General features: G+C 71.5%; 16 protein-coding genes and 1 riboswitch. Of the genes, 3 read left to right on the forward strand and 13 right to left on the reverse strand.

Going from position 1 to position 19,428, the window contains the following annotated elements:
- Positions 1 to 448: 448 nt before the first annotated feature.
- On the reverse strand, positions 449 to 1,714 hold the full coding sequence (locus tag AB0E85_RS10765) for an MBL fold metallo-hydrolase (RefSeq protein ID WP_361924772.1): 1,266 nt from the start codon (positions 1,712 to 1,714) through the stop codon (positions 449 to 451).
- Positions 1,715 to 1,842: 128 nt separating this feature from the next.
- Here AB0E85_RS10765 and AB0E85_RS10770 point away from each other — a divergent pair, with 128 nt between their 5' ends.
- Positions 1,843 to 3,021: a Glu/Leu/Phe/Val dehydrogenase dimerization domain-containing protein gene (locus tag AB0E85_RS10770; protein ID WP_361924774.1), complete on the forward strand. Its 1,179-nt coding sequence runs from the start codon at positions 1,843 to 1,845 to the stop codon at positions 3,019 to 3,021.
- A 97-nt stretch (positions 3,022 to 3,118) separates the two neighbouring features.
- Positions 3,119 to 3,778 (forward strand): TetR/AcrR family transcriptional regulator, encoded by a 660-nt coding sequence (locus AB0E85_RS10775; protein ID WP_361924776.1) that lies wholly within the window; start codon positions 3,119 to 3,121, stop codon positions 3,776 to 3,778.
- Positions 3,779 to 3,971: 193 nt separating this feature from the next.
- Here AB0E85_RS10775 and AB0E85_RS10780 read toward each other — a convergent pair whose 3' ends face one another.
- The 4 genes from AB0E85_RS10780 to AB0E85_RS10795 all read right to left on the reverse strand — a co-directional run bounded on the left by AB0E85_RS10780 (position 3,972) and on the right by AB0E85_RS10795 (position 9,295).
- Positions 3,972 to 4,757 carry an SGNH/GDSL hydrolase family protein gene (locus AB0E85_RS10780; RefSeq protein WP_361925036.1) on the reverse strand — a complete coding sequence of 262 codons (786 nt, stop codon included), beginning with the start codon at positions 4,755 to 4,757 and terminating at the stop codon, positions 3,972 to 3,974.
- A 145-nt stretch (positions 4,758 to 4,902) separates the two neighbouring features.
- A complete protein-coding gene (locus AB0E85_RS10785; protein WP_361924778.1) occupies positions 4,903 to 5,619 on the reverse strand; it encodes a DUF6250 domain-containing protein in 717 nt (238 codons plus the stop codon).
- A gap of 193 nt (positions 5,620 to 5,812) precedes the next feature.
- Positions 5,813 to 6,742: a peptidoglycan DD-metalloendopeptidase family protein gene (locus AB0E85_RS10790; protein ID WP_361924780.1), complete on the reverse strand. Its 930-nt coding sequence runs from the start codon at positions 6,740 to 6,742 to the stop codon at positions 5,813 to 5,815.
- Positions 6,743 to 6,746: 4 nt separating this feature from the next.
- A riboswitch (cyclic di-AMP (ydaO/yuaA leader) is annotated at positions 6,747 to 6,909 on the reverse strand.
- Positions 6,910 to 7,219: 310 nt separating this feature from the next.
- Positions 7,220 to 9,295, reverse strand: a complete 2,076-nt coding sequence (locus AB0E85_RS10795; protein WP_361925038.1) for an alpha-galactosidase — start codon at positions 9,293 to 9,295, stop codon at positions 7,220 to 7,222.
- Between the two features lie 179 nt (positions 9,296 to 9,474).
- Here AB0E85_RS10795 and AB0E85_RS10800 point away from each other — a divergent pair, with 179 nt between their 5' ends.
- Positions 9,475 to 10,272: a tyrosine-protein phosphatase gene (locus AB0E85_RS10800; RefSeq protein ID WP_361924783.1), complete on the forward strand. Its 798-nt coding sequence runs from the start codon at positions 9,475 to 9,477 to the stop codon at positions 10,270 to 10,272.
- A 16-nt stretch (positions 10,273 to 10,288) separates the two neighbouring features.
- On the opposite strand, the gene AB0E85_RS10805 is transcribed toward AB0E85_RS10800, so the two are convergent.
- The 8 genes from AB0E85_RS10805 to shc all read right to left on the reverse strand — a co-directional run bounded on the left by AB0E85_RS10805 (position 10,289) and on the right by shc (position 19,322).
- Positions 10,289 to 10,408, reverse strand: coding sequence for a DUF6126 family protein (locus AB0E85_RS10805; RefSeq protein WP_361924785.1), 120 nt, complete (start codon positions 10,406 to 10,408; stop codon positions 10,289 to 10,291).
- Positions 10,405 to 11,049 (reverse strand): XRE family transcriptional regulator, encoded by a 645-nt coding sequence (locus AB0E85_RS10810; protein WP_361924787.1) that lies wholly within the window; start codon positions 11,047 to 11,049, stop codon positions 10,405 to 10,407. Before AB0E85_RS10810 ends, AB0E85_RS10805 begins: the two co-directional genes overlap by 4 nt.
- Before the next feature lie 111 nt (positions 11,050 to 11,160).
- Positions 11,161 to 12,576: an aspartate aminotransferase family protein gene (locus AB0E85_RS10815; protein WP_361924789.1), complete on the reverse strand. Its 1,416-nt coding sequence runs from the start codon at positions 12,574 to 12,576 to the stop codon at positions 11,161 to 11,163.
- Positions 12,573 to 14,468, reverse strand: a complete 1,896-nt coding sequence (dxs, locus tag AB0E85_RS10820) for a 1-deoxy-D-xylulose-5-phosphate synthase (protein WP_361924792.1) — start codon at positions 14,466 to 14,468, stop codon at positions 12,573 to 12,575. Before dxs ends, AB0E85_RS10815 begins: the two co-directional genes overlap by 4 nt.
- 28 nt (positions 14,469 to 14,496) lie before the next feature.
- A complete protein-coding gene (gene ispG / locus AB0E85_RS10825; protein WP_361924794.1) occupies positions 14,497 to 15,654 on the reverse strand; it encodes a flavodoxin-dependent (E)-4-hydroxy-3-methylbut-2-enyl-diphosphate synthase in 1,158 nt (385 codons plus the stop codon).
- 4 nt (positions 15,655 to 15,658) lie between these two features.
- Positions 15,659 to 16,681: an adenosyl-hopene transferase HpnH gene (hpnH, locus tag AB0E85_RS10830; protein ID WP_361924796.1), complete on the reverse strand. Its 1,023-nt coding sequence runs from the start codon at positions 16,679 to 16,681 to the stop codon at positions 15,659 to 15,661.
- Between the two features lie 5 nt (positions 16,682 to 16,686).
- Positions 16,687 to 17,328, reverse strand: coding sequence for a 1-hydroxy-2-methyl-2-butenyl 4-diphosphate reductase (locus AB0E85_RS10835; RefSeq protein ID WP_361924798.1), 642 nt, complete (start codon positions 17,326 to 17,328; stop codon positions 16,687 to 16,689).
- A complete protein-coding gene (shc, locus tag AB0E85_RS10840) occupies positions 17,328 to 19,322 on the reverse strand; it encodes a squalene--hopene cyclase (protein WP_361924800.1) in 1,995 nt (664 codons plus the stop codon). The genes AB0E85_RS10835 and shc overlap by 1 nt, the downstream gene beginning before the upstream one ends.
- Positions 19,323 to 19,428: the final 106 nt, after the last annotated feature.

Below are 19,428 nucleotides of genomic sequence, written 5' to 3' on the forward strand. Positions count from 1 at the left end.
GCCCACGACGGCGACGGTGCCTCCCGCCCGGGACCCCGTGTCGGTGACCTCGGCGCCCGTGTTCGTGGCCTTGTCACCCGCGTCGCCGGCCGCGCCCTGGCCGGCGTCGGTGGCGCGCGGGCAGCGGGGATCCCCGTCGCGTCGACTCCCTCGTCCGCCCTGCGCCTGCACGTGCCGGCCCCCGCTCCCTTGATCCGCCCTGCTTCCCGACGGCCACTGACAGTAGTCGCCACAGCATCATGTGCGGTGGGCAGTTGACAAACTCATACGGTGAGCGTCCCGCTCTGGTATGAGGTCTCGTACGACAGACCGATAACACCGTCGTACATCCGACGGCGAACGAAGCATGTTCGATCCGACCTGGTCAGAAGCGGTCACACAAAGACGGCGAGGGCCGGGGAGCCTCTCGCTCCCCGGCCCTCGCCGTGGGTCTGGCGTACGCCCCGTGTCAGCCCGCCGGGAGCGTCTCGGGGTCCTCGGTACCCTTGCCGGCCCGACGGACACCGTCACTCACCGTGTCGGCCTGGGCCATGGCTGCCGCGTCCGACGCGGTCTTGATGCCGGCTCCGGTGAGGGCCTGCGCGGCCGCGCGGCCGTCGGCCGGAGCAAGCGCCACCCCACGCCACCACGGCTCGGACGGCACGTTCTCCGCCGTGGGCTCGAAGGGCTCGCCGGGGCGGGGCAGGGCCACGGCGGCGCCCACCGCGCGGGCCGCCTCCAGCGTCCCCTCGCCGGGGTCCGCCCACGGATGCGTCGCCAGATTGAAGGTGGCCCAGTGGATCGGGAGCATCGGGCCGTGCTCCGGGCCGCCCTGGAGGTCGAGGTGGGCGCGCATGCCCTGCTCGGGCGTCATGTGGATGTCGGGCCAGAAGTCGGAGTACGCGCCGACCTGGATCATCGTGGCGTCGAACGGCCCGTGCTCGGCGCCGATCTCCTTGAAGCCGTCGAAGTAGCCGGTGTCACCGCTGTGGTAGATCCGGCGCTCGTCCCCGGCGACGACCCAGGAGGCCCACAGGGTGTGCTGGGTGTTGCGCAGCCCGCGACCGCAGAAGTGCCGGGCCGGGGTGGCGGTGAGGCCGATCCCGCCGATCTCGGTGGTCTCGTGCCAGTCCAGCTCGCGCAGCCGGCCGGCGGACACGCCCCAGTGCTCCAGGTGCGCGCCGACGCCGAGGGGCACGGCGAACAGCGTGTCGGTGCCCGCGAGCGCCTTGATGGTGGGCATGTCCAGATGGTCGTAGTGGTCGTGCGAGATGACCACGACGTCGACCGGGCCGAGCGCGGCCAGCGGCAGGGGCACGGGATGCAGCCGCTTGGGCCCGGCGAAGGAGAAGGGGGAGCAGCGCTCCCCCCACACCGGGTCGAACAGGACGCGCCGGCCGTCGATCTCCGCGAGGACGCTGGAGTGCCCCATCCAGGTCAGCCGCAGACCGGTGGCCGGGGGCCTGGCGATGTCGGCGAGGGTGGTGGAGTGCACCGGGACGGTGCCCTTCGGGGCGCGGCGGGGCCGGGTGTCCTTGTCGAAGAAGACCTTCGCGAAATCCAGGGTCGAGCCCGAGGGCCGGGTCCGGGCGGGGCCGCCGGGGTTCTGGAAGACCCCGTCCTTGAAATGGGGCGATCTGCGGATGCGCGCCATGCGCTCACCGCTCGGATCCGCGCCGAACGCCCCGGGCCGAAGCGCACGGAGCCCGGAGCTCAGGGTACGGAAACCGGCCACGGTACCTCCAGGTGGAGTCGGTCAGGCTTTCCATTATGGTCGGCCCCTCCGACACCACCGGGTCACAGGGGCCTCACGGGAGTGGATACTGACCGGTGATTCAGTATCCCGGCGGCGAAGGAGCCCGTATGGCCACCCCCCTGCTGTCCCTGACCTGGACCGATCACCTCACGGGACGGCAGGGCTTCCTGGTCGTCGACCGGCTGGTGCGCGGGGTCGCCAGTGGCGGCCTGCGGATGCGCGCGGGCTGCACCCTGGACGAGGTCACCGGCCTGGCCCGCGGCATGACCGTGAAGGAGGCCCTGCACTACGACCCGGCGAGCCGCTACGTCCCGCTCGGCGGCGCCAAGGGCGGCATCGACTGCGACCCCCGGGCTCCCGAGGCGTACCCGCTGCTGGTGCGCTACCTGCGGGCGATGCGGCCGTACATAGAGAGCTGCTGGACGACGGGCGAGGACCTGGGACTCACCCAGGATCTGGTCGACCGGGCCGCCGCCGAGGCGGGTCTCGTCTCCTCGATCCAGGCCGTGTATCCGCTGCTGGACGACGAGGCCGAGGCCCGGCGGCGCCTGCGGGACGCGTTCGCGGTCGAGGTCGACGGCATCGGCCTGGACGAGCTGGTCGGCGGCTGCGGAGTGGCCGAGGCGACCCTGGCCGCTCTCGACCGGGACGGTGTGCCGTACGCGGGGACGCGCGTCGCGCTCCAGGGTCTGGGCACCATGGGCGGGGCCACCGCCCGCTTCCTGAGGCGTGCGGGGCTCACGGTCGTGGCCGTGGCCGACCTCAAGGGCACGATCGCCAACGAAACGGGCCTCGACGTCGAGTCGCTGCTCGCCGCCCGGGACGCCCACGGCACGGTGGACCGTTCCGCTCTGCGCCCCGGCGACCGCGAACTGCCCGGCGACGCCTGGCTGTCGGCGGATGCGGAGGTGCTGGTGCCGGCGGCGGTGTCGTACGCGATCGACACGGCGAACCAGGAGCGGATCACCGCCCGCTGGGTGGTGGAGGCGGCCAACATGCCCGTACGGCCGGAGGCGGAGGTGCTGCTGGCCGCGCGCGGCGTGACCGTGCTGCCGGACGTCGTGGTCAACTCGGGGACGAACGCCTGGTGGTGGTGGACGCTGTTCGGGGACGTCGGCGCCGACGCCGGGGAGGCGTTCACCCACACCCGCCGCTCGATGCGGGCCCTGGTCGAGCGGATGCTGGACCGCGCGCAGGCCGACGGGTCGACAGCGCGCGCCGCCGCCCACGCGATCGCGGCGGACCGGCTGCCGGTGATCGCCGAGCGGTTCGGCTGGTTCCGGTGAGGCACCCGCCCTCCTCGACGGCAATCGTCGCGGGCCCCGCCCGGACAGGCCGAAACGCTCCGTCGAGGGGCCGCACGCGCGTGGGTAGGGTGACGGCGTGACGAGAGTCCGGTTGAGTGTGGCCCAGCGGCGCGGGGATCTGCTGCGGGCCGCCATCGAGCAGATCGAGGCAAGGGGTGTGGCGGCGGTCAGGATCGCCGACGTGGCCTCGGCGCTCGGCGTGAGCAACGCCTTGGTCCTCTACCACTTCTCTTCGAAGGAGCAACTGGTCGCCGCCGCCTTCCGGCACGCGGCGGAGGGCGATTTGGCACATCTGCGCAAGCTGCTCGGCCGCCGCTCACCGGCGCTGCGCCGGCTGCGGTCGGCCGTGCGGTGGTACGCCCCGACCGGGCAGGCCAAGGGCTGGCGGCTGTGGATCGAGGGCTGGGCGGCGGCGCTGCGTGATCCCGCGCTGCGGGAGGTCGCCCAGGACCTCGACCGGCAATGGAAGGCGGCCCTCGCCGAGGTCATCGCGGAGGGCGTGGCGGCCGGCGAGTTCCGCTGCCCGGACCCGGCCGGCACGGCCCTGCGGCTCACCGCCCTCCTCGACGGCCTCGCCGTCCAGCTGACGTCCTACGCCGGCGCGGTGCCGCGAGCGCGGGCGCAGGAGTGGGTGGAGGAGGCGCTGGCCCGCGAGTTGGGCCTGACGGAGGAAGCGCGGCCCGGCGCCCTGGACACGGCCCCGACCGGCACGGCACGGCCACCGAGGGGCCCCTGACCGGCGAGCCTGCGCCACCAAGAAGACCCCGACCGGCACGCCAGCGCCACCAAGAAGACCCCGACCAGCACACCAGCGCCACCAAGGGGCTCCGGCCCACGGCTGCGACGTCTGCGGGCCGCGCCGGTTTCCGGCCGGCGCGGCCCGCAGACGCAGGAGCCGCTACGCAGAAGCCGCTACGCAGGAGCCGTTGTCACGCCACCGACGCGATCCGCATCCTGATGTCGTCCGGCGACAGCGCCCCCTTGGCCGTCACATGGTCGCCCGACGACTCCCCGCGCAGTCGGCGCCCGATCCACGGGACCAGGAACTCGCGCGCCCAGGCGACGTTGTCCCGCCGCATGTCGAGAGCGCCGCGCGGGGGCAGCGCGGGCCACTCCTGCTCGGGGTCGGCCGGGACGTCGAGGCCGAGCACCTGGCCGGCTCGGAGCGCCACCCGCGTGTGTCCCTCGGGCGACAGGTGCAGCCGGTCGGCGTCCCAGGCCCGGCGGTCCCGCACGCTGCGCAGGGACCACAGGTCGAGCACCGGGCAGCCGTACCGGTCGGCGATGGCACGGACGTGTCCGTTGTACGTGGCGATCTTGCCGCGCAGGTGCTTGAGCACGGGCACGCCACGGGTGTCGAACCCGGTCGTCACCATGACCGTGCCGGACACGGCGGTGAGGCGGGCCAGGGCCCGCTCGAAGCGTTCGGCCACCTCGTCGGGGTCGGTGCCCGGCCGGATGATGTCGTTGCCCCCGGCGCAGAACGAGACGAGGTCCGGGGCCATGTCGACGGCCCGCGGAACCTGGTCCGCCACGATCTGGTCGAGGAGTTTTCCGCGTACGGCGAGATTGGTGTACCGGAAGTCGCCCTCGGGCCTGCGGTCGGCGAGCAGGACGGCGAACCGGTCGGCCCAGCCGACGAACGACCCGTCGGGCCCGGGATCGCCGACGCCCTCGGTGAAGCTGTCCCCCACCGCCACGTACGACCCGATCACTGCTTTGCTGTCACTCTTCGAATCGTCTGCCACAGCAGCTCATGATTCACCTTCGAATGTGACCTACGCGACCGTAGGAAAGGGTTGACGGGCGGTGAGATAGCCCACTCCTAAAGTGTTCGCCAACTCCGGAATACGCCGCTTGTCAGGGGTGTTCCGGGGTGAGCCGCCAGACCCGGAATCGACTGATCCGGAAATGGCTCCAGACGGTCCGGAAGGCGAAGTGGCCGCCCGTGTAGGGCTGCGGGTCGGTGTGGTCGAAGACGAGCCGCCCGTTGTTCCACCACCGGACCGTCGAGCCGTCGGAGACGATCCGGACCCGGTTCGGCTCGTTGGGCACCAGCAGCGGCTCGGTGTAGTCGAAGACCAAGGGGCGGACGCCGGGCTCGCCGACGTAACGGCGGAGCCGGGTCGTGGTGTTGTAGTTGGCTCCGTATCCCGCGTAGTACGTCGTGAGGTGGTCGTACTCGTCGAGGGCGCCGCCGCGCGGAGTCGCGAAGAGGTCGTCCGGGGAGCGTACGTCGGTCGCGTTCCAGAAGTTGTTGAGGTCCGAGACCCGGTCGTTGACCCCGCCCTCACAGACGGCGGTCGCGGTGTATTCGAGGACGTACGGCCCTTCGAGCCGCCGCCTGAACCACACGGTCGCGCCGCCCGGCACGTCGATCTCCAGGATGCCGCGGGAGGCGGTGACGGTGCCGCCGTCCTGGAGTTCGGTCGCCCACTGCCCGAGACCGTGACAGAAGTCGTCGCGCGCGACGAGACGGCGGTGACGGGGCGCGGCGTGCGCGGTGGCCGTGGGAACGAGGGCCGCCAGGGCGGTTCCGGCGGCCAGGGCTCCGAACGCTCTGCGGGTGGTCGGCACGGGACACAGCTCCTCGGGATCCGCCGGGAAGGCTCTGAAAGCGCTTGCACTCCGGACGGGATCACTCTGTCCCAACTGCCGCCGCCTGTCGATCCCTTGACGCGGCTGACGGCATGCGCACACACCGAAGGCCGGACCCGGGGATCGGGGTCCGGCCTTCGGCCGCGTGTCAGGCAGGTGGTCGTGCGGTGGGTCAGCCGACGGAGACGCCGTGCGAGCGCAGGAAGGCGACCGGGTCCACGTCCGAGCCGTAGTCCGGCGTGGTGCGGATCTCGAAGTGCAGGTGCGGTCCGGTCACGTTGCCGGTCGCGCCCGACAGGCCGACCTGCTGCCCGGCGGTCACGGTCTGGCCGGCCGAGACGGAGAGCTGGGACAGGTGGGCGTACTGGGCGTAGTGGCCGTCGTTCAGCTTGATGACGACCTGGTTTCCGTACGCGCCGCCCCAGCCGGCGGAGACGACGGTGCCGGCGCCGACCGCCTTGAGGGAGGTGCCGGTCGGGACGACGAAGTCGACACCGGTGTGGTAGCCGCTGGACCACATGCTGCCGGACATGCGGTACGGGGTGCCGACGGTGGCACCGGCCACCGGGAGGGTGTAGCCGCTCGCGTTGCTCTCGGCGGCGGGCTTGGCGGCGGCCGGCTTCGCGGCGCTCTCCGCCTTCGGGGCCGACTCGGCGGCGGACGGCTTCGCGGCCGAGGGCTTCGGGGCGGAGGCCTTCGGCGCCGACGGCGCCGAGGACTTCGGCTCGCTCGCCGCCTTCTTGCCGATCGACAGCTTCAGGCCCGGGTGGATCAGCGACGGGTCGGAGCCGACGGCGTCGCGGTTGTCGGCGTAGAGCCTCTTCCAGCCGCCGCTGACGTCCTGGTCGTCGGCGATCTTCGCGAGGTAGTCGCCGGCCTTCACGGTGTACGTGCGGGGGCCATTGGCCTTTTCGGCGGCCTTCTTCTCGGCGGCCGGAGCGGACTGGACGGCCTTTTCCGGAGCCGACTGCGGGGTGGCGGCGTGGGCGCCGGCGGTCCCCATGAGCGGCAGCGCGAGAGCGGCTCCGCCGGTTCCGGCGACGGCGATGGAGCGGGTGAAACGCTGGGTCTTGGGACGGCGGTGCTTACCCTTCGCGGGCATGGCGAATTCCTCTCCGTCGCCTGCGAGGTGAGCTGTCGGGTGCGGGCTGGAGATGCCCGGCCGCGCCGGGGGCGCGGCTTAACCCCAAGCCGTTCCGGGAACCGGAACAGGCGTCTTACCTGTGGGTCCCCCGCTCCTGCCGTACGTCGGGTCAGTGTGTGCGGGCTCCGGTCGGCGGCAGGATTAGGCGTCCGTCCGGATTGGTGTGGAACGTAAGCGACCAGGACGCAAACGGACAAGCTTGCGGTTGCCCGTGACGGTGTTTTCCTTGACGCGTCGCCACATCCGCGGTCACCGAGCGTGGATTACCGATCTCCCGCTTTCCGCAACAGCCTTGAACCACACGAGAATTACGTGCACATGGCGACAACGGATCGTCACGAATATGACGATGGTCACGCACCCCGACCTCATCTCCTTTACAGTCGGGGCACGTTATCCCTAAGCGGTTTAAGCGCCTTATTCGGACAGAAAGGACTACTTCCTCTTAAGGCGGACGACCGTGGCATCCAGATCCCCCCGCAGGCCGACCCGCAGCCCGTGATGGAGCAGCACGGCCCCACGGTAAATTTCGCCCGTTTCAAGGCATTCGTACGATGCGGCCGGATCGAGGGCCCGCAGCCGGAGGGCCGGTACGGGCTCGCCGTAGCGCTGCGCCTGGAGCCAGGCGAGGACGACGGTCTCGTCGCCGAGGACGTACTGCACGGCACTCGGTCCGCCCTGCGGGGGACGCAGCCGGTACTGGTCGCCGCGTTGCACCACGGGCCGGATCTCCTTGTAGAGCTCCACCCACTCCCGGGCCTCGGCGAGTTCCTCCCGCGTCCACCGCGTGAGGTCGCCGCCGACTCCCAGCACCCCGGCCATGGCGCTGACGAACCGGAACCGCAGGGAGCTGGCCCGCTGGTTGAGCATGACGTTCGGGCTGTCGGTGACCCAGGCGGCCATGACCCTGGCCGGGTGGATCTGGCTGAAGCCGTGCTGGATGGCGAGCCGGTCGAGAGGGTCGGTGTTGTCGGAGGTCCACACCTGGTCCGTACGGCTCAGCACTCCGAGGTCGATCCGCCCGCCGCCGCCCGAGCAGGACTCGAAGGCCACGCCGGGATGGGCGGCCCGCAGCCGGTCCAGCAGGGCGTACAGGCCGCGCACGTGGTCGACCCACAGCCGCTGCGGGTAGGGGTCGTCCGGCCAGCCGGCGTCGGTGAAGCAGCGGTTGAAGTCCCACTTCACGTAGTCGACGGGAGCGCTGGAGAGAAGCTCGTGGAGCTGCTCCCAGAGGTACTCCCTCACGTCCTCGCGGGCGAGGTTGAGCACGAGCTGATTGCGAAACTCCGTCCGCTTTCGTCCCGTTTGGTACTGCACCCAGTCGGGGTGCGCGCGGTACAGGTCGCTGTCCGGGTTGACCATCTCGGGCTCGACCCAGATCCCGAACTGCATGCCGAGTCCGTGCACGTGGTCGGCGAGCGGCTTCAGCCCGCCCGGGAAGCGGTCGGGGTTCGGGGTCCAGTCGCCGAGGCCGGCCCGGTCGCTGGTGCGGGCCCCGAACCAGCCGTCGTCGACGACGAACAGCTCGACGCCCATCGCGGCGGCCCGCTCGGCGAGCGCCCGCTGCTGCTCCTCGGAGATGTCGAACTCGGTGGCCTCCCAGGAGTTGAACAGCACCGGCCGGTCCCGGCCCGCGTCCGGGATCACATGCGCCCGCTGGTAGGCGTGCCAGGCGCGGCTCGCCCCGCCGAATCCGCCGTCGCTCCAGAGCCCGGCGAAGACCGGGGTCGTGTACGACTCCCCCGTGCCCAGCGTCAGCAGGCCCGAGTCGTCGTGGCCGGCGCCGCCGGTGATCTGCACGCGCGCGTCCGGGAGCTGGGCCACGGCGATGCGCCAGGACCCGGACCAGCCCAGGGCGCAGCCGTAGACCTCGCCGCGCTCCTCGGTGGCGTCGGTGTCCAGGGCGACCCACGGCAGGTGCTGGTGCGAGGTGTGGCCGCGGCGGCTGCCGATGATCTTCTCGCCGTGGGTGAGATCGGAGCGCGTCAGGCGGGACTCGGCTCCCCAGCGGCCGTGCAGCTGGGACAGCCGCCAGGCGTCGCGGTCGGGCAGGGTCCAGGTCGCGGAGTCGGCGCGCAGCAGCTCGACGGCCGGTCCCCGGTTGTCCAGGGTCACCCAGCGCTCGACGACGTCCGTCGAGGAGGGCATCCGGTAGTGCAGCGTGACGGTCAGGCCGCCGTCGCGGAACCGGAGGCGCAGCTCGCCGTCCGCGGCGTCGTGCCCGTCGAAAACCCACTCGGTGCCGCGCCGCTCGGCCGTGCGCACGGACAGGGCGGGCCGGACGAAGCGGGGGCCGCCCTCGACCGGGTACTCCTCGCGTCCGTCGAGCGGGGACTCGAAGGGCCAGTAGTCCGGCAGCGGCCGGACGGCGAGGGCCTCGGCGTCGGCGAGGCCGATCCTCGAGCCCCAGTGCAGGTGCAGCAGCTCGTCCCGGTCGGTGACATGGACGGCGTAGCTGCTGGCCGGCCCGGAGAGCACCCACGTACGACCGTCTTCGGAGATCTCCAGCATCATGCCCTCACAGATTCGAACAAGCCCGATCAGGTGCGACCAGGCCGCAACATCATCGACGGCCGCGGGGCCTCCGGGCAACGCCTGTGGACAACTCATTGCCCCAGGCAGGCATGTCGTATCGTCGAGTGACGCCGGGCGACGAGCCGCGTCGGCGGCGCCGAAGGGGAGGAGCCCTCGTGACACAGCAGGTCCCGTCGACCGAGCCCGAGCTGGCCGGAGTGCGCAACTTCCGTGACGTGGGCGGGCTTCCGACCGTGGACGGACGGCGGGTACGCCCGGGCGTGCTGTTCCGCAGCGGGCACCTCGCCCACGCGACCGGGGAGGACGCCGCCTTCCTGACCACGCTGGGCCTGCACACGATCTTCGACTTCCGCAACGCGGCCGACCAGAAGCTCGAAGGGCCGGACGTCGCGCTGCCGGGCGTGCGCAACGTGAACCTGCCGCTGAGCGACCCTGCCGACGGCGCCGAGTTCTGGAAGATGGTCCGCGACGGCGACCTGGAGCAGCTGCGCGCGATCCTCTCGGACGGCAAGGGCGCGGACCGGATGATCGCCTCGTACCGCATGATCATCAAGGACCGCACGGGTGAGCACTCCCAGGTGCTGCACGCGCTCGCGCAGGACAGCGTTCCCGCGCTGATGCACTGCGCGGCGGGCAAGGACCGCGCGGGTCTGTCCGTCGCGGTGACGCTCCTGGCGGTGGGCGTCGAGCGCGAGGCGATCGTCGACGACTACCTGAAGTCGAACGCCAAGCACCGCCGGTACAAGGTGCACCGCAGCAGCTCCGCCGCCTCGGCCTACTCCCCCGAGGTCATGGAGCTGCTCAGCCCCCTCTTCGACGCGCGCGCCGAGTACCTGACGGCGGCCTTCGACACCATCGAGGAGAACTGGGGCGGCGTCGACACCTACCTGGAGAAGGGGTTGAAGCTGGCCCCGGAGACCCGGGAACGACTGCGCGAGCGGCTCCTCGACTGAGGCGCCCGGGCGGGTGCTACTTCGCCCCGAGCGCGAACAGCAGGTAGATGAACGCGGCGAAGATGTGGCCTGCGATGAGGTAGACGAACAGCCTCACCCACAGGGCGCGGGGGAACTTCTCCTCCATGTCCCTCATGACATGTCTCCTGGGGTGGAGCCGAGGCACAGGGCGGCCGTGGGGCTCTGGAGCAGGGTGTGGACGAAGAGCAGCTCGACGCCGTCGTGGTCCTCGGCGGCGATCCGGTGCGGGGTGAGCGAGTCGAAGTGGGCGCTGTCGCCGGGCGCCAGCCGGTGCGTGGTGTCCCCGAGCCGCAGCCGCAGCCGGCCGCGCAGCACGTGGAGCCACTCCTCGCCGGGGTGGACGCGCACGATGTCGCCCTGGGAGCCGTGGGGGACGTGGACGCGCAGGGCCTGCATCCCGCGGCCGGGGGCGCCGGCCTGCCAGTAGGTCCAGCCGCCCGCCGCGGTGGGTTCCATGTCCGCCGCGCGGATGACGGAGTCCCGTTCGGCGGCCTTCTCGCCGAGCAGCTCGGCAACCGTCGTACCGTAGACCCGGGCGAGCGCGAGCAGCATCGGCAGCGAGGGCTGGCGCTGTCCGGTCTCCAGCCGCGAGAGGTGGGCGGGCGACAGCCCGGCCGCGCGGGCCGCGGCCTCCAGCGTCAGGGAGGCCTGGCGCCGCAGCGCCCGCAGCCGGGGTGCGACAGCGGGCAGCGCACCGGTCGCCGGTTCGGCCGGCGAGGCGGCCCCGGAGGGCCGCTCGGTCTCGGAGGAGCTCATGCCTCCATTCAGCCGGAGTGTTGCCTCTGCGGCAAATTTCTTGCCCCACAGGCAAAAGCGGCCGACGGCGCCGCCGGCTTCGCACCTCGGTCAGGGCACTCGGACAGGCCCTCAGCGGTTGGCGACCGCCTGCTTGACGAGCGTCTTGCCGAAGTCCCACACCAGGCCACCGTTGTGCGCGTCGTCCATGACGGCCGTGAAGGCGTCGACGAACCGGTCCACCTCCCGCTCGCCGATGATCAGTGGCGGGATCAGCTTGATCACCTCCATGTGGTCGCCGGAGACCTGGGTGAGGATCCGGTGCCGCTGGAGCAACGGCACGACGACCATCTGCGCGAAGAGTCCCTTCCGGGCGGCCTGGAGCATGGCCCAGCGGCTGCGCAGCTTCAGCGACCTGGGCCGGCCGAACTCGATGCCGATCATCAGGCCCCGGCCGCGGACCTCGGCGAGCATCTCGTACCGGTCCGTGAGCGCGGCCAGCCGGGACCGCAGCCGCTCCCCGGTGGCCCGGACGTTCGCGACGATCTGCTCGTTCTCCATCACCGACAGCACTGCGAGGCCCGCCGCCATGGCCTGTGCGTTGCCCCCGAAGCTCGCCGAGTGCACCAGCACCCGGTCCATGGACGAGTAGACCTTCTTGAAGATCCAGTCCTTGCCGATGGTGGCGCCCACCGGCACATAGCCGCCCGAGAGCGCCTTGGCCACGCACACCAGGTCCGGTTCCACGCCGTCCTCGTGCTGGTAGGCGTAGAAGTCGCCGGTCCGGCCGAGGCCCGTCTGCACCTCGTCGGCGATGAGCAGGGCCTTGTGCCGGTGCAGGAGCTCCTGCGCGGCCCGCAGCCAGCCGGGCGGGCCCGTGAGGACGCCCTTGCCCTGGATCGGCTCGACGATCAGGGCGGCGACGTCGCCCTTCTTCAGCTCCCTCTCCAGCGCGTCGAGGTCGCCCAGCGGTACGGCCGTGTCGGGCAGCAGCGGGGCGAAGCCGTCACGGAAGCCGGACTCGCCGTTCACCGAGAGGGAGCCGGTGGTCAGGCCGTGGAAGGCGTGGGCGCAGTAGAGGACCCTGGGTCTGCCGGTGACGAACCGGGCGAACTTCAGGGCGCCCTCGACGGCCTCGGTGCCGCTGTTGCCGAAGAACACCCGGTCCAGGTGGGGGCTGTGCGCGAGCAGCTTCTCGGCCAGCAGGCCCGGCAGCGGCTGGCAGTCGAACCGGGTGAGGTCGGCCAGGCCGGCGTCCACCACGTCGTGCAGCGCCCTGCGCACCACGGGATGGTGGCGGCCCAGCCCCATCACCCCGAACCCGGCGAGCATGTCCAGGTAGTCGTTGCCGTCCGCGTCCCAGAAGTAGGCGCCCTCGGCGCGCTCGTAGACCTTGTCGAAGCCGATGGTGTGCAGCATGCGCGGGAGCTGGTGGTTGAGGTGGCGGGTGTGCAGCTCGTAGCGCTCGGCTCCGCGCTCGGCCAGCAGCTTGCCGAGGTCGAACTCCCCGGCCGGCGACGACTCCGACGCGGACTCGGCGGTTGTCATTCCTGTGGCTCCTTGGACAGCTCTTCCTTGACGGCCAGGCTCGCGCTGATCCGTCCGGCGACCTCGACGGGTGTCAGGCCGATGTCGGCGAGCACCTCGCCGCGCTTGGCGTGCGCGAGGAACTGCTCTGGAATGCCGAACCGCCGTACCGGTACGTCGACCTCGGCATCGCCCAGGGCGAGCGCCACGGCCGAACCGACGCCGGCCGCACGGCTGTTGTCCTCGACGACGGCGACCAGGCGGTGCTCGGCGGCGAGCCCCGGCAGCGCCGGGTCGACGGGCTTGACCCAGCGCGGGTCGACGACGGTGCAGCCGATGCCGCGGGCTTCGAGCAGTTCGGCGGCCTGGAGGCAGACCGGTGCCATCACGCCGACGGCCACCAGGAGAACCTGCGGCTCGGCGGACCGGTGCAGCACGTCCAGCCCTCCCACCCGGTCCACCGCCGGGACCGACGGGCCGACGGACTCCTTGGGGAACCGCAGCAGCGTCGGCGCGTCGTCCACGGCGACCGCCTCCCGCAGCTGGGCGCGCAACTGGTCGGCGTCCCGTGGCGCGGCGATCCTGAGCCCGGGCACGACCTGGAGGACGGACATGTCCCACATGCCGTTGTGGGAGGCCCCGTCGACGCCGGTGACCCCGGCCCGGTCCAGGACGAAGGTCACCCCGCAGCGGTGCAGGGCGACGTCCATGAGGAGCTGGTCGAAGGCGCGGTTGAGGAAGGTGGCGTAGACGGCGACGACCGGGTGCAGGCCGCCCGTCGCCAGGCCCGCAGCGGACACGGCCGCGTGCTGCTCTGCGATGCCGACGTCCCACACCCGGTCCGGGAACCGCTCGGCGAACCCACCCAGACCAACGGGGTGCAGCATGGCGGCGGTTATGGCCACCACGTCCTGGCGCTCCTCCCCGATCCGGACGATCTCCTCACCGAACACCGAGGTCCAGGAGGGGCCACCGGACGGGGAGAGCGGTGCGCAGGTCAGCGGGTCCATGACGCCGACGGTGTGGAAGTGGTCCTCCTCGTGGGCGAGGGCGGGCTCGTAGCCGCGGCCCTTCTCCGTGAGGCAGTGGACCAGCACCGGCCCGTGGAAGCGCTTCGCGCGCCGCAGCGCGGACTCCACGGCCCCGGTGTCGTGCCCGTCGATCGGGCCGAGGTACTTCAGCCCCAGGTCCTCGAAGAGGCCTTGGGGTGCGAACGCGTCCTTGAAGCCCTTCTTCGCTCCGTGCAGGGCCTCGTAGAGGGTGCTGCCGACCAGGGGCGTGCCCTGGAGGACGTCCTTGCCCCAGGCGAGGACCCGCTCGTAACCGTCCGTCGTGCGCAGCGTGGCGAGGTGGTTGGCGAGGCCTCCGATGGTGGGGGCGTAGGAGCGTTCGTTGTCGTTGACGACGATGATCAGCGGCCGGTCCTTGGCGGCCGCGATGTTGTTCAGGGCCTCCCAGGCCATGCCGCCGGTGAGCGCCCCGTCGCCGATGACCGCGACGACATGGCCCTTCTCGCCCTGCACCTGGCGGGCCTTGGCGAGCCCGTCGGCCCAGCCGAGGGCGGTGGAGGCGTGGCTGTTCTCGATGACGTCGTGCTCGGACTCCTCGCGCGAGGGGTAGCCGGACAGGCCGCCCTTGCCGCGCAGCTTGGAGAAGTCCTGGCGGCCGGTCAGCAGCTTGTGGACGTAGCTCTGGTGGCCGGTGTCCCACAGGATGCGGTCGACCGGCGACTCGAAGACCCGGTGCAGCGCGATGGTCAGCTCCACCACGCCCAGGTTGGGGCCCAGATGGCCGCCGGTCCTGGCGACCGCGTGCACCAGGAACTCGCGGATCTCTTCGGACAGTTCCCCCAGTTCTGCCTCGGACAGCGCCTTCAGGTCGCGTGGTCCCCGGATGTTCTCCAGAATCGTCACGCTCGGGCCCCCTTCGGTTCCGTGCTGCTCAGCTCACGGTGACGGCCGGCTCCCCCGACCCCACGCCGTCCTGCTCCATCTGCTCGGCGATCTTCATCGCCTCTTCGATCAGCGTCTCGACGATCTTGGACTCGGGGACGGTCTTGATGACCTCGCCCTTGACGAAGATCTGCCCCTTGCCGTTGCCGGAGGCCACTCCGAGATCGGCCTCCCGCGCCTCGCCGGGCCCGTTGACCACACACCCCATGACGGCGACCCGCAGCGGCACCTCCATGCCGTCGAGCCCGGCCGTCACCTCCTCGGCCAGCTTGTAGACGTCGACCTGGGCGCGCCCGCAGGACGGGCACGACACGATCTCCAGCCGGCGCTCCTTGAGCCCCAGGGACTGCAGGATCTGGATGCCGACCTTGACCTCCTCGGCCGGCGGCGCGCTCAAGGACACCCGGATCGTGTCGCCGATGCCCCGCGACAGCAGCGCCCCGAACGCCACCGCCGACTTGATCGTGCCCTGGAAGGCCGGCCCCGCCTCCGTGACGCCCAGGTGCAGCGGGTAGTCGCACTGTTCGGCCAGCTGGCGGTACGCCTCGATCATGACGACCGGGTCGTTGTGCTTGACGGAGATCTTGATGTCCCGGAAGCCGTGCTCCTCGAACAGGGACGCCTCCCACAGAGCGCTCTCCACGAGCGCCTCCGGGGTCGCCCTGCCGTACTTCTGGAGCAGACGCCGGTCCAGCGACCCGGCGTTGACGCCGATCCGGATCGGGGTGCCGTGGTCCTTCGCCGCCTGGGCGATCTCCTTGACCCGGTCGTCGAACTGCTTGATGTTGCCGGGGTTGACGCGGACGGCCGCACAGCCCGCCTCGATGGCCGCGAACACGTACTTCGGCTGGAAGTGGATGTCCGCGATCACCGGGATCTGCGACTTGCGTGCGATGGTCGCCAGCGCGTCCGCGTCGTCCTGCGTGGGGCAGGCGACCCGGACGATCTGGCAGCCGGACGCGGTGAGCTCCGCGATCTGCTGAAGGGTGGCGCCGACGTCGGAGGTCCGGGTCGTCGTCATCGACTGCACCGACACCGGGGCTCCGCCCCCGACCGCCACCGGACCGACCTGGATCCGGCGCGACGCGCGCCGCTCGGCGACCGGCCGGAGCGGCACCTCGGGGACGCCCAGCTCAATGGCGGTCATGGCCTCACTCCCGGTTCCCGGAGACCGTCTCGCGCAGGGCGCGCAGGGATTCCTTCAGCGATCCCATGGTGGCCAGGACGGCGGTGGGCTCGTAGCCGCAGTGCGCCATGCAGTTGGCGCAGCGGGGGTCCTTGCCACGGCCGTACTTGTCCCAGTCGGTGTCCTCGACCAGCTCCCGGTACGTCGGCACGTACCCGTCGCTCATCAGGTAGCAGGGGCGCTGCCAGCCGAAGAGCGAGTAGTTCGGGATCGCCCACGCGGTGCAGGGGAAGTCGACCTTGCCCTCCAGGAAGTCCAGGAAGAGCGGGGAGTGGTTGAGCCGCCAGCGCCGCCGGTTGCCGCCGGAGAAGGACTTCTTGAACAGCTCGCGGGTCTGCTCCACGCCCAGGAAGTGCTCCTGGTCGGGGGCCTTCTCGTAGGCGTAGGCAGGCGAGATCATCATCTCGTCGACCTGGAGGTCGTCGTTGAGGAAGTTCAGCACCTCGATGATGGTCTGCGGGGTGTCGGTGTTGAAGAAGGTCGAGTTGGTGGTGACCCGGAAGCCGCGCCGCTTGGCCTCCTTGATCGCTTCCACGGCCTCGTCGAAGACGCCCTCCTTGGCGACCGACTCGTCGTGCCGCTCGCGCAGGCCGTCGATGTGCACCGCGAAGGCGAAGTAGGGCGACGGCGTGAACTGGTCCATCTTCTTGCGCAGCAGCATCGCGTTGGTGCAGAGGAAGACGTACTTCCGCTTGGCGACCAGCTGACGCACGATCTCGTCGATCTGCGGGTGCATCAGCGGCTCACCGCCGGCGATGGACACCATCGGGGCACCGGACTCCATGACCGCCCCCACGGCCTGGGCGACGGGCATCCGCTGTTTCAGCACCCCGGCCGGATGCTGGATCTTGCCGCACCCCTCGCACTTGAGGTTGCAGGCGAACAGCGGCTCCAGCTCCACGATCAGCGGGAACTTGTCCCGCCGGCGCAGCTTCTGTTCAGCCAAGTATGTAGCGACCTTGATGGACTGTCGGAGCGGCATGGCCATCTGGCTCACCTCCTGGGGAGCAGCAAGGAACGGTGCCATTCGAAGAAAGCGGGAAGGACGGAACGAAGGACACGGAAAGCTGATATTCCACCGCGCACCGTGCCGATCCGGACGAGTTCATGTTCAGGAGCGTCCACGACCACCCGGACGGCCGCAACCGGGCGCTCGCCCGCACGCACGGCGCTCAGGAGCGTGACGGCGGACTCCATGTCGACCGCGATCGCGCCGGTCGCGCGCAGAGCGGACCGTTCCGGGCCGCGCACGACGTGGTCGGAGCCGGTGAGCGGCCCGGTGTGCACGGTCCGGCCGGGCAGGGCGCGGGCCAGCTCCTTCACCAGCAGCTCGGTCCCGACGCACGGTGTCGTGCCGCGCGCGTCGCGGGTCTCCTCGGCGACGACCAGGTCACCGGGGTGCATGCCCGGCGCGAGCCCCGCGCAGAAGCCGGTGGCCAGCACGGCGGCGTCGCGCAGGGCCGGGTCGGCCAGCATCCGGGTGACGGCCCGCTCGGCGGCGACCGGACCCATGCCCGTGCGCAGCACCGTGACCGGCCCGTCGGCCCCGCCCCGGCCGCCGGCGCGCAGGGCGAACTGCTCGATACCGAGTGCGCAGGCGATCAGCAGCGGGACCGGGGCGGGCTGCGCGCTCATCAGCTCCCCTTGAGCCGGTCGGCGAAGGGCTCCCCGTGGACGTACCGGCCGAGTGCCGTGAGCGGGAACACCTGCCGGTAGAGGTGGTAGTTGATCGAGAAGTCCCACGGGAAGCCCGTCCCCGTGAAGTACGGCTCGTCCCAGGAGCCGTCCTCCCGCTGGGTGGCGGCGAGCCACTCGACACCGCGTTCCACGGCCTTGGAGTCGCGCTCCCCCGCCGCGAGCAGGGCCATCAGTGCCCAGGCCGTCTGCGAGGCGGTCGAGGCACCCCGGCCGCTCCACCGCCTGACGTCGTGGTAGGAGCGCAGGTCCTCGCCCCAGCCGCCGTCGTCGTTCTGGACGGACTCCAGCCAGGCGACGGCCCGCCGGATCGCCGGGTGCGCGGCGGGAAGGCCGGCCGCGGTCAGGGCGGGCACTACGGAGCCGGTGCCGTAGACGTAGTTGACGCCCCAGCGCCCGAACCACGAGCCGTCCGGTTCCTGCTCGGCCAGCAGCCACTCGATGCCGCGCCGGGTGCGGGGGTCGTGGGCGAGACCCTCGACGGCGAGCATCTCCACGACATGAGCGGTGACGTCCGCGGAGGGCGGGTCGATGACCTCGCCGAAGTCGCAGAACGGCAGCCGGTTGGGGAAGGGGCTGGTGTTGTCGACGTCGAAGGCCGCCCACGCGCCGTTCCTCGACTGCATGCCGAGCGTCCAGCGCATGCCGCGGACGATGGCCCTGTCGAGGCGCTCCGGGTCGTGGTGGGCGATCCGGCGCAGCGCGAGGATCACCTCCGCGGTGTCGTCGATGTCGGGGTAGTTGTCGTTGTGGAACTCGAACGCCCAGCCCCCGGGCGGCAGTCCGGGCCGCTTCACGGACCAGTCGCCGGGCCGGACGATCTCCTCGCCCAGCATCCAGTCGGCCGCCTTCACCAACTGCGGGTGATCGGGGGGCAGTCCGGCGTCGACGAGGGCGATCGCGGCCAGGCAGGTGTCCCACACGGGCGACTGGCAGGCCTCGATCATCCGGGCCCCGTCCTCGCGCCAGACGGCGAACCGGTCCAGGGACGCCAGCCCCTCGCGCATCACGGGGTGTCCGAGGTCGTAGCCGAGCAGGTGCAGGGCGATGATCGAGTACACGGCGGGGGGCTGGATGCCGCCCCAGCAGCCGTCGTTCTCCTGCCGCTCGATGATCCAGCGGGCGGCGCTGTTCATGGCGGCCCTGCGCAGCCTGCGCGGGGCGACCTTCCGCAGGGCGTGCAGCCCCTTGTCCATCCGCTGGAACGCACCGTCCCAACTGAACGGCGACGCCAGGGGCTTGGGCGGGTTGGGCCGGTCCGGGTCGGTGTGCAGCTCGTCGAGCGCGAAGGGCGCCGGGCGTACCGGCCGCTTCGCGGAGACGATCGTCAGCGGGACGATGGTCTGCCGCGCCCAGCAGCCGAAGTCGTAGATGTTGAGCGGCACCCACTTGGGGAAGAAGACCAGCTCCGGCGGGAGTTCGGGCAGGTCCTCCCACTTCCACCAGCCGAACAGGGCCAGCCAGATCCGGGTGAAGACCCGGGCGGCGGCGATGCCGCCCCGCGCCCGGATCCACGCGGAGGCCTTCGCCATGTGCGGGGCGTCGGGCGCGTCACCGGCGAGGCGGAGGGCGACGTACGCCTCGATGCTGGCGGACAGGTCGCCCGGTCCGCCGTAGAACGTGGCCCAGGCGCCGTCCTCGCCCTGCTCGCCGCGGATGAAGAGGGCGGCGGCCTGCGTGGTCTTCTCGTCGCGGATGCCGAGGAACTGACGGAGCAGCAGGTCCTCGGAGTCCATCGTGACGTTGGTCTCGAGGTCGCCCTTCCACCAGCCCTGGGCGTCCTGGAGGGAGAGCAGGAAGTCGGTGGCGCGCCGGGCGGCGCGGGCGGCGGCTTCCGGTACCCCGGCCGCCCCGGGGGTGTGCGTGTCGGTGTCGCTGGCCGCGGCGGCGCGGGGCGGCAGGGCCCCGGTGCTTCCGTCGGTCGTCGCTGTCATGGCTTCCCCTTCGTGCAGTCCTGCATGGCGTGCATCTGCTGTGGGTCCGCCGTCGGCCGGTGCTCCGTGATGACTCACGGCACCGGCCGGCGACTACGCGAGGGCT

The organism is Streptomyces sp. NPDC029044 (genome assembly GCF_040637495.1).
GTDB lineage: Bacteria > Actinomycetota > Actinomycetes > Streptomycetales > Streptomycetaceae > Streptomyces.

Excerpts from the sequence above, each read along its gene's own strand:
- AB0E85_RS10770 (WP_361924774.1), top strand. The coding sequence starts at position 1,843 with ATGGCCACCCCCCTGCTGTCCCTGACCTGGACCGATCACCTCACGGGA.
- AB0E85_RS10790 (WP_361924780.1), bottom strand. The coding sequence starts at position 6,742 with ATGCCCGCGAAGGGTAAGCACCGCCGTCCCAAGACCCAGCGTTTCACC.
- AB0E85_RS10795 (WP_361925038.1), bottom strand. The coding sequence starts at position 9,295 with ATGCTGGAGATCTCCGAAGACGGTCGTACGTGGGTGCTCTCCGGGCCG.
- AB0E85_RS10805 (WP_361924785.1), bottom strand. The coding sequence starts at position 10,408 with ATGAGGGACATGGAGGAGAAGTTCCCCCGCGCCCTGTGGGTGAGGCTG.
- AB0E85_RS10810 (WP_361924787.1), bottom strand. The coding sequence starts at position 11,049 with ATGAGCTCCTCCGAGACCGAGCGGCCCTCCGGGGCCGCCTCGCCGGCC.
- AB0E85_RS10815 (WP_361924789.1), bottom strand. The coding sequence starts at position 12,576 with ATGACAACCGCCGAGTCCGCGTCGGAGTCGTCGCCGGCCGGGGAGTTC.
- ispG (WP_361924794.1), bottom strand. The coding sequence starts at position 15,654 with ATGACCGCCATTGAGCTGGGCGTCCCCGAGGTGCCGCTCCGGCCGGTC.
- hpnH (WP_361924796.1), bottom strand. The coding sequence starts at position 16,681 with ATGGCCATGCCGCTCCGACAGTCCATCAAGGTCGCTACATACTTGGCT.
- AB0E85_RS10835 (WP_361924798.1), bottom strand. The coding sequence starts at position 17,328 with ATGAGCGCGCAGCCCGCCCCGGTCCCGCTGCTGATCGCCTGCGCACTC.
- shc (WP_361924800.1), bottom strand. The coding sequence starts at position 19,322 with ATGACAGCGACGACCGACGGAAGCACCGGGGCCCTGCCGCCCCGCGCC.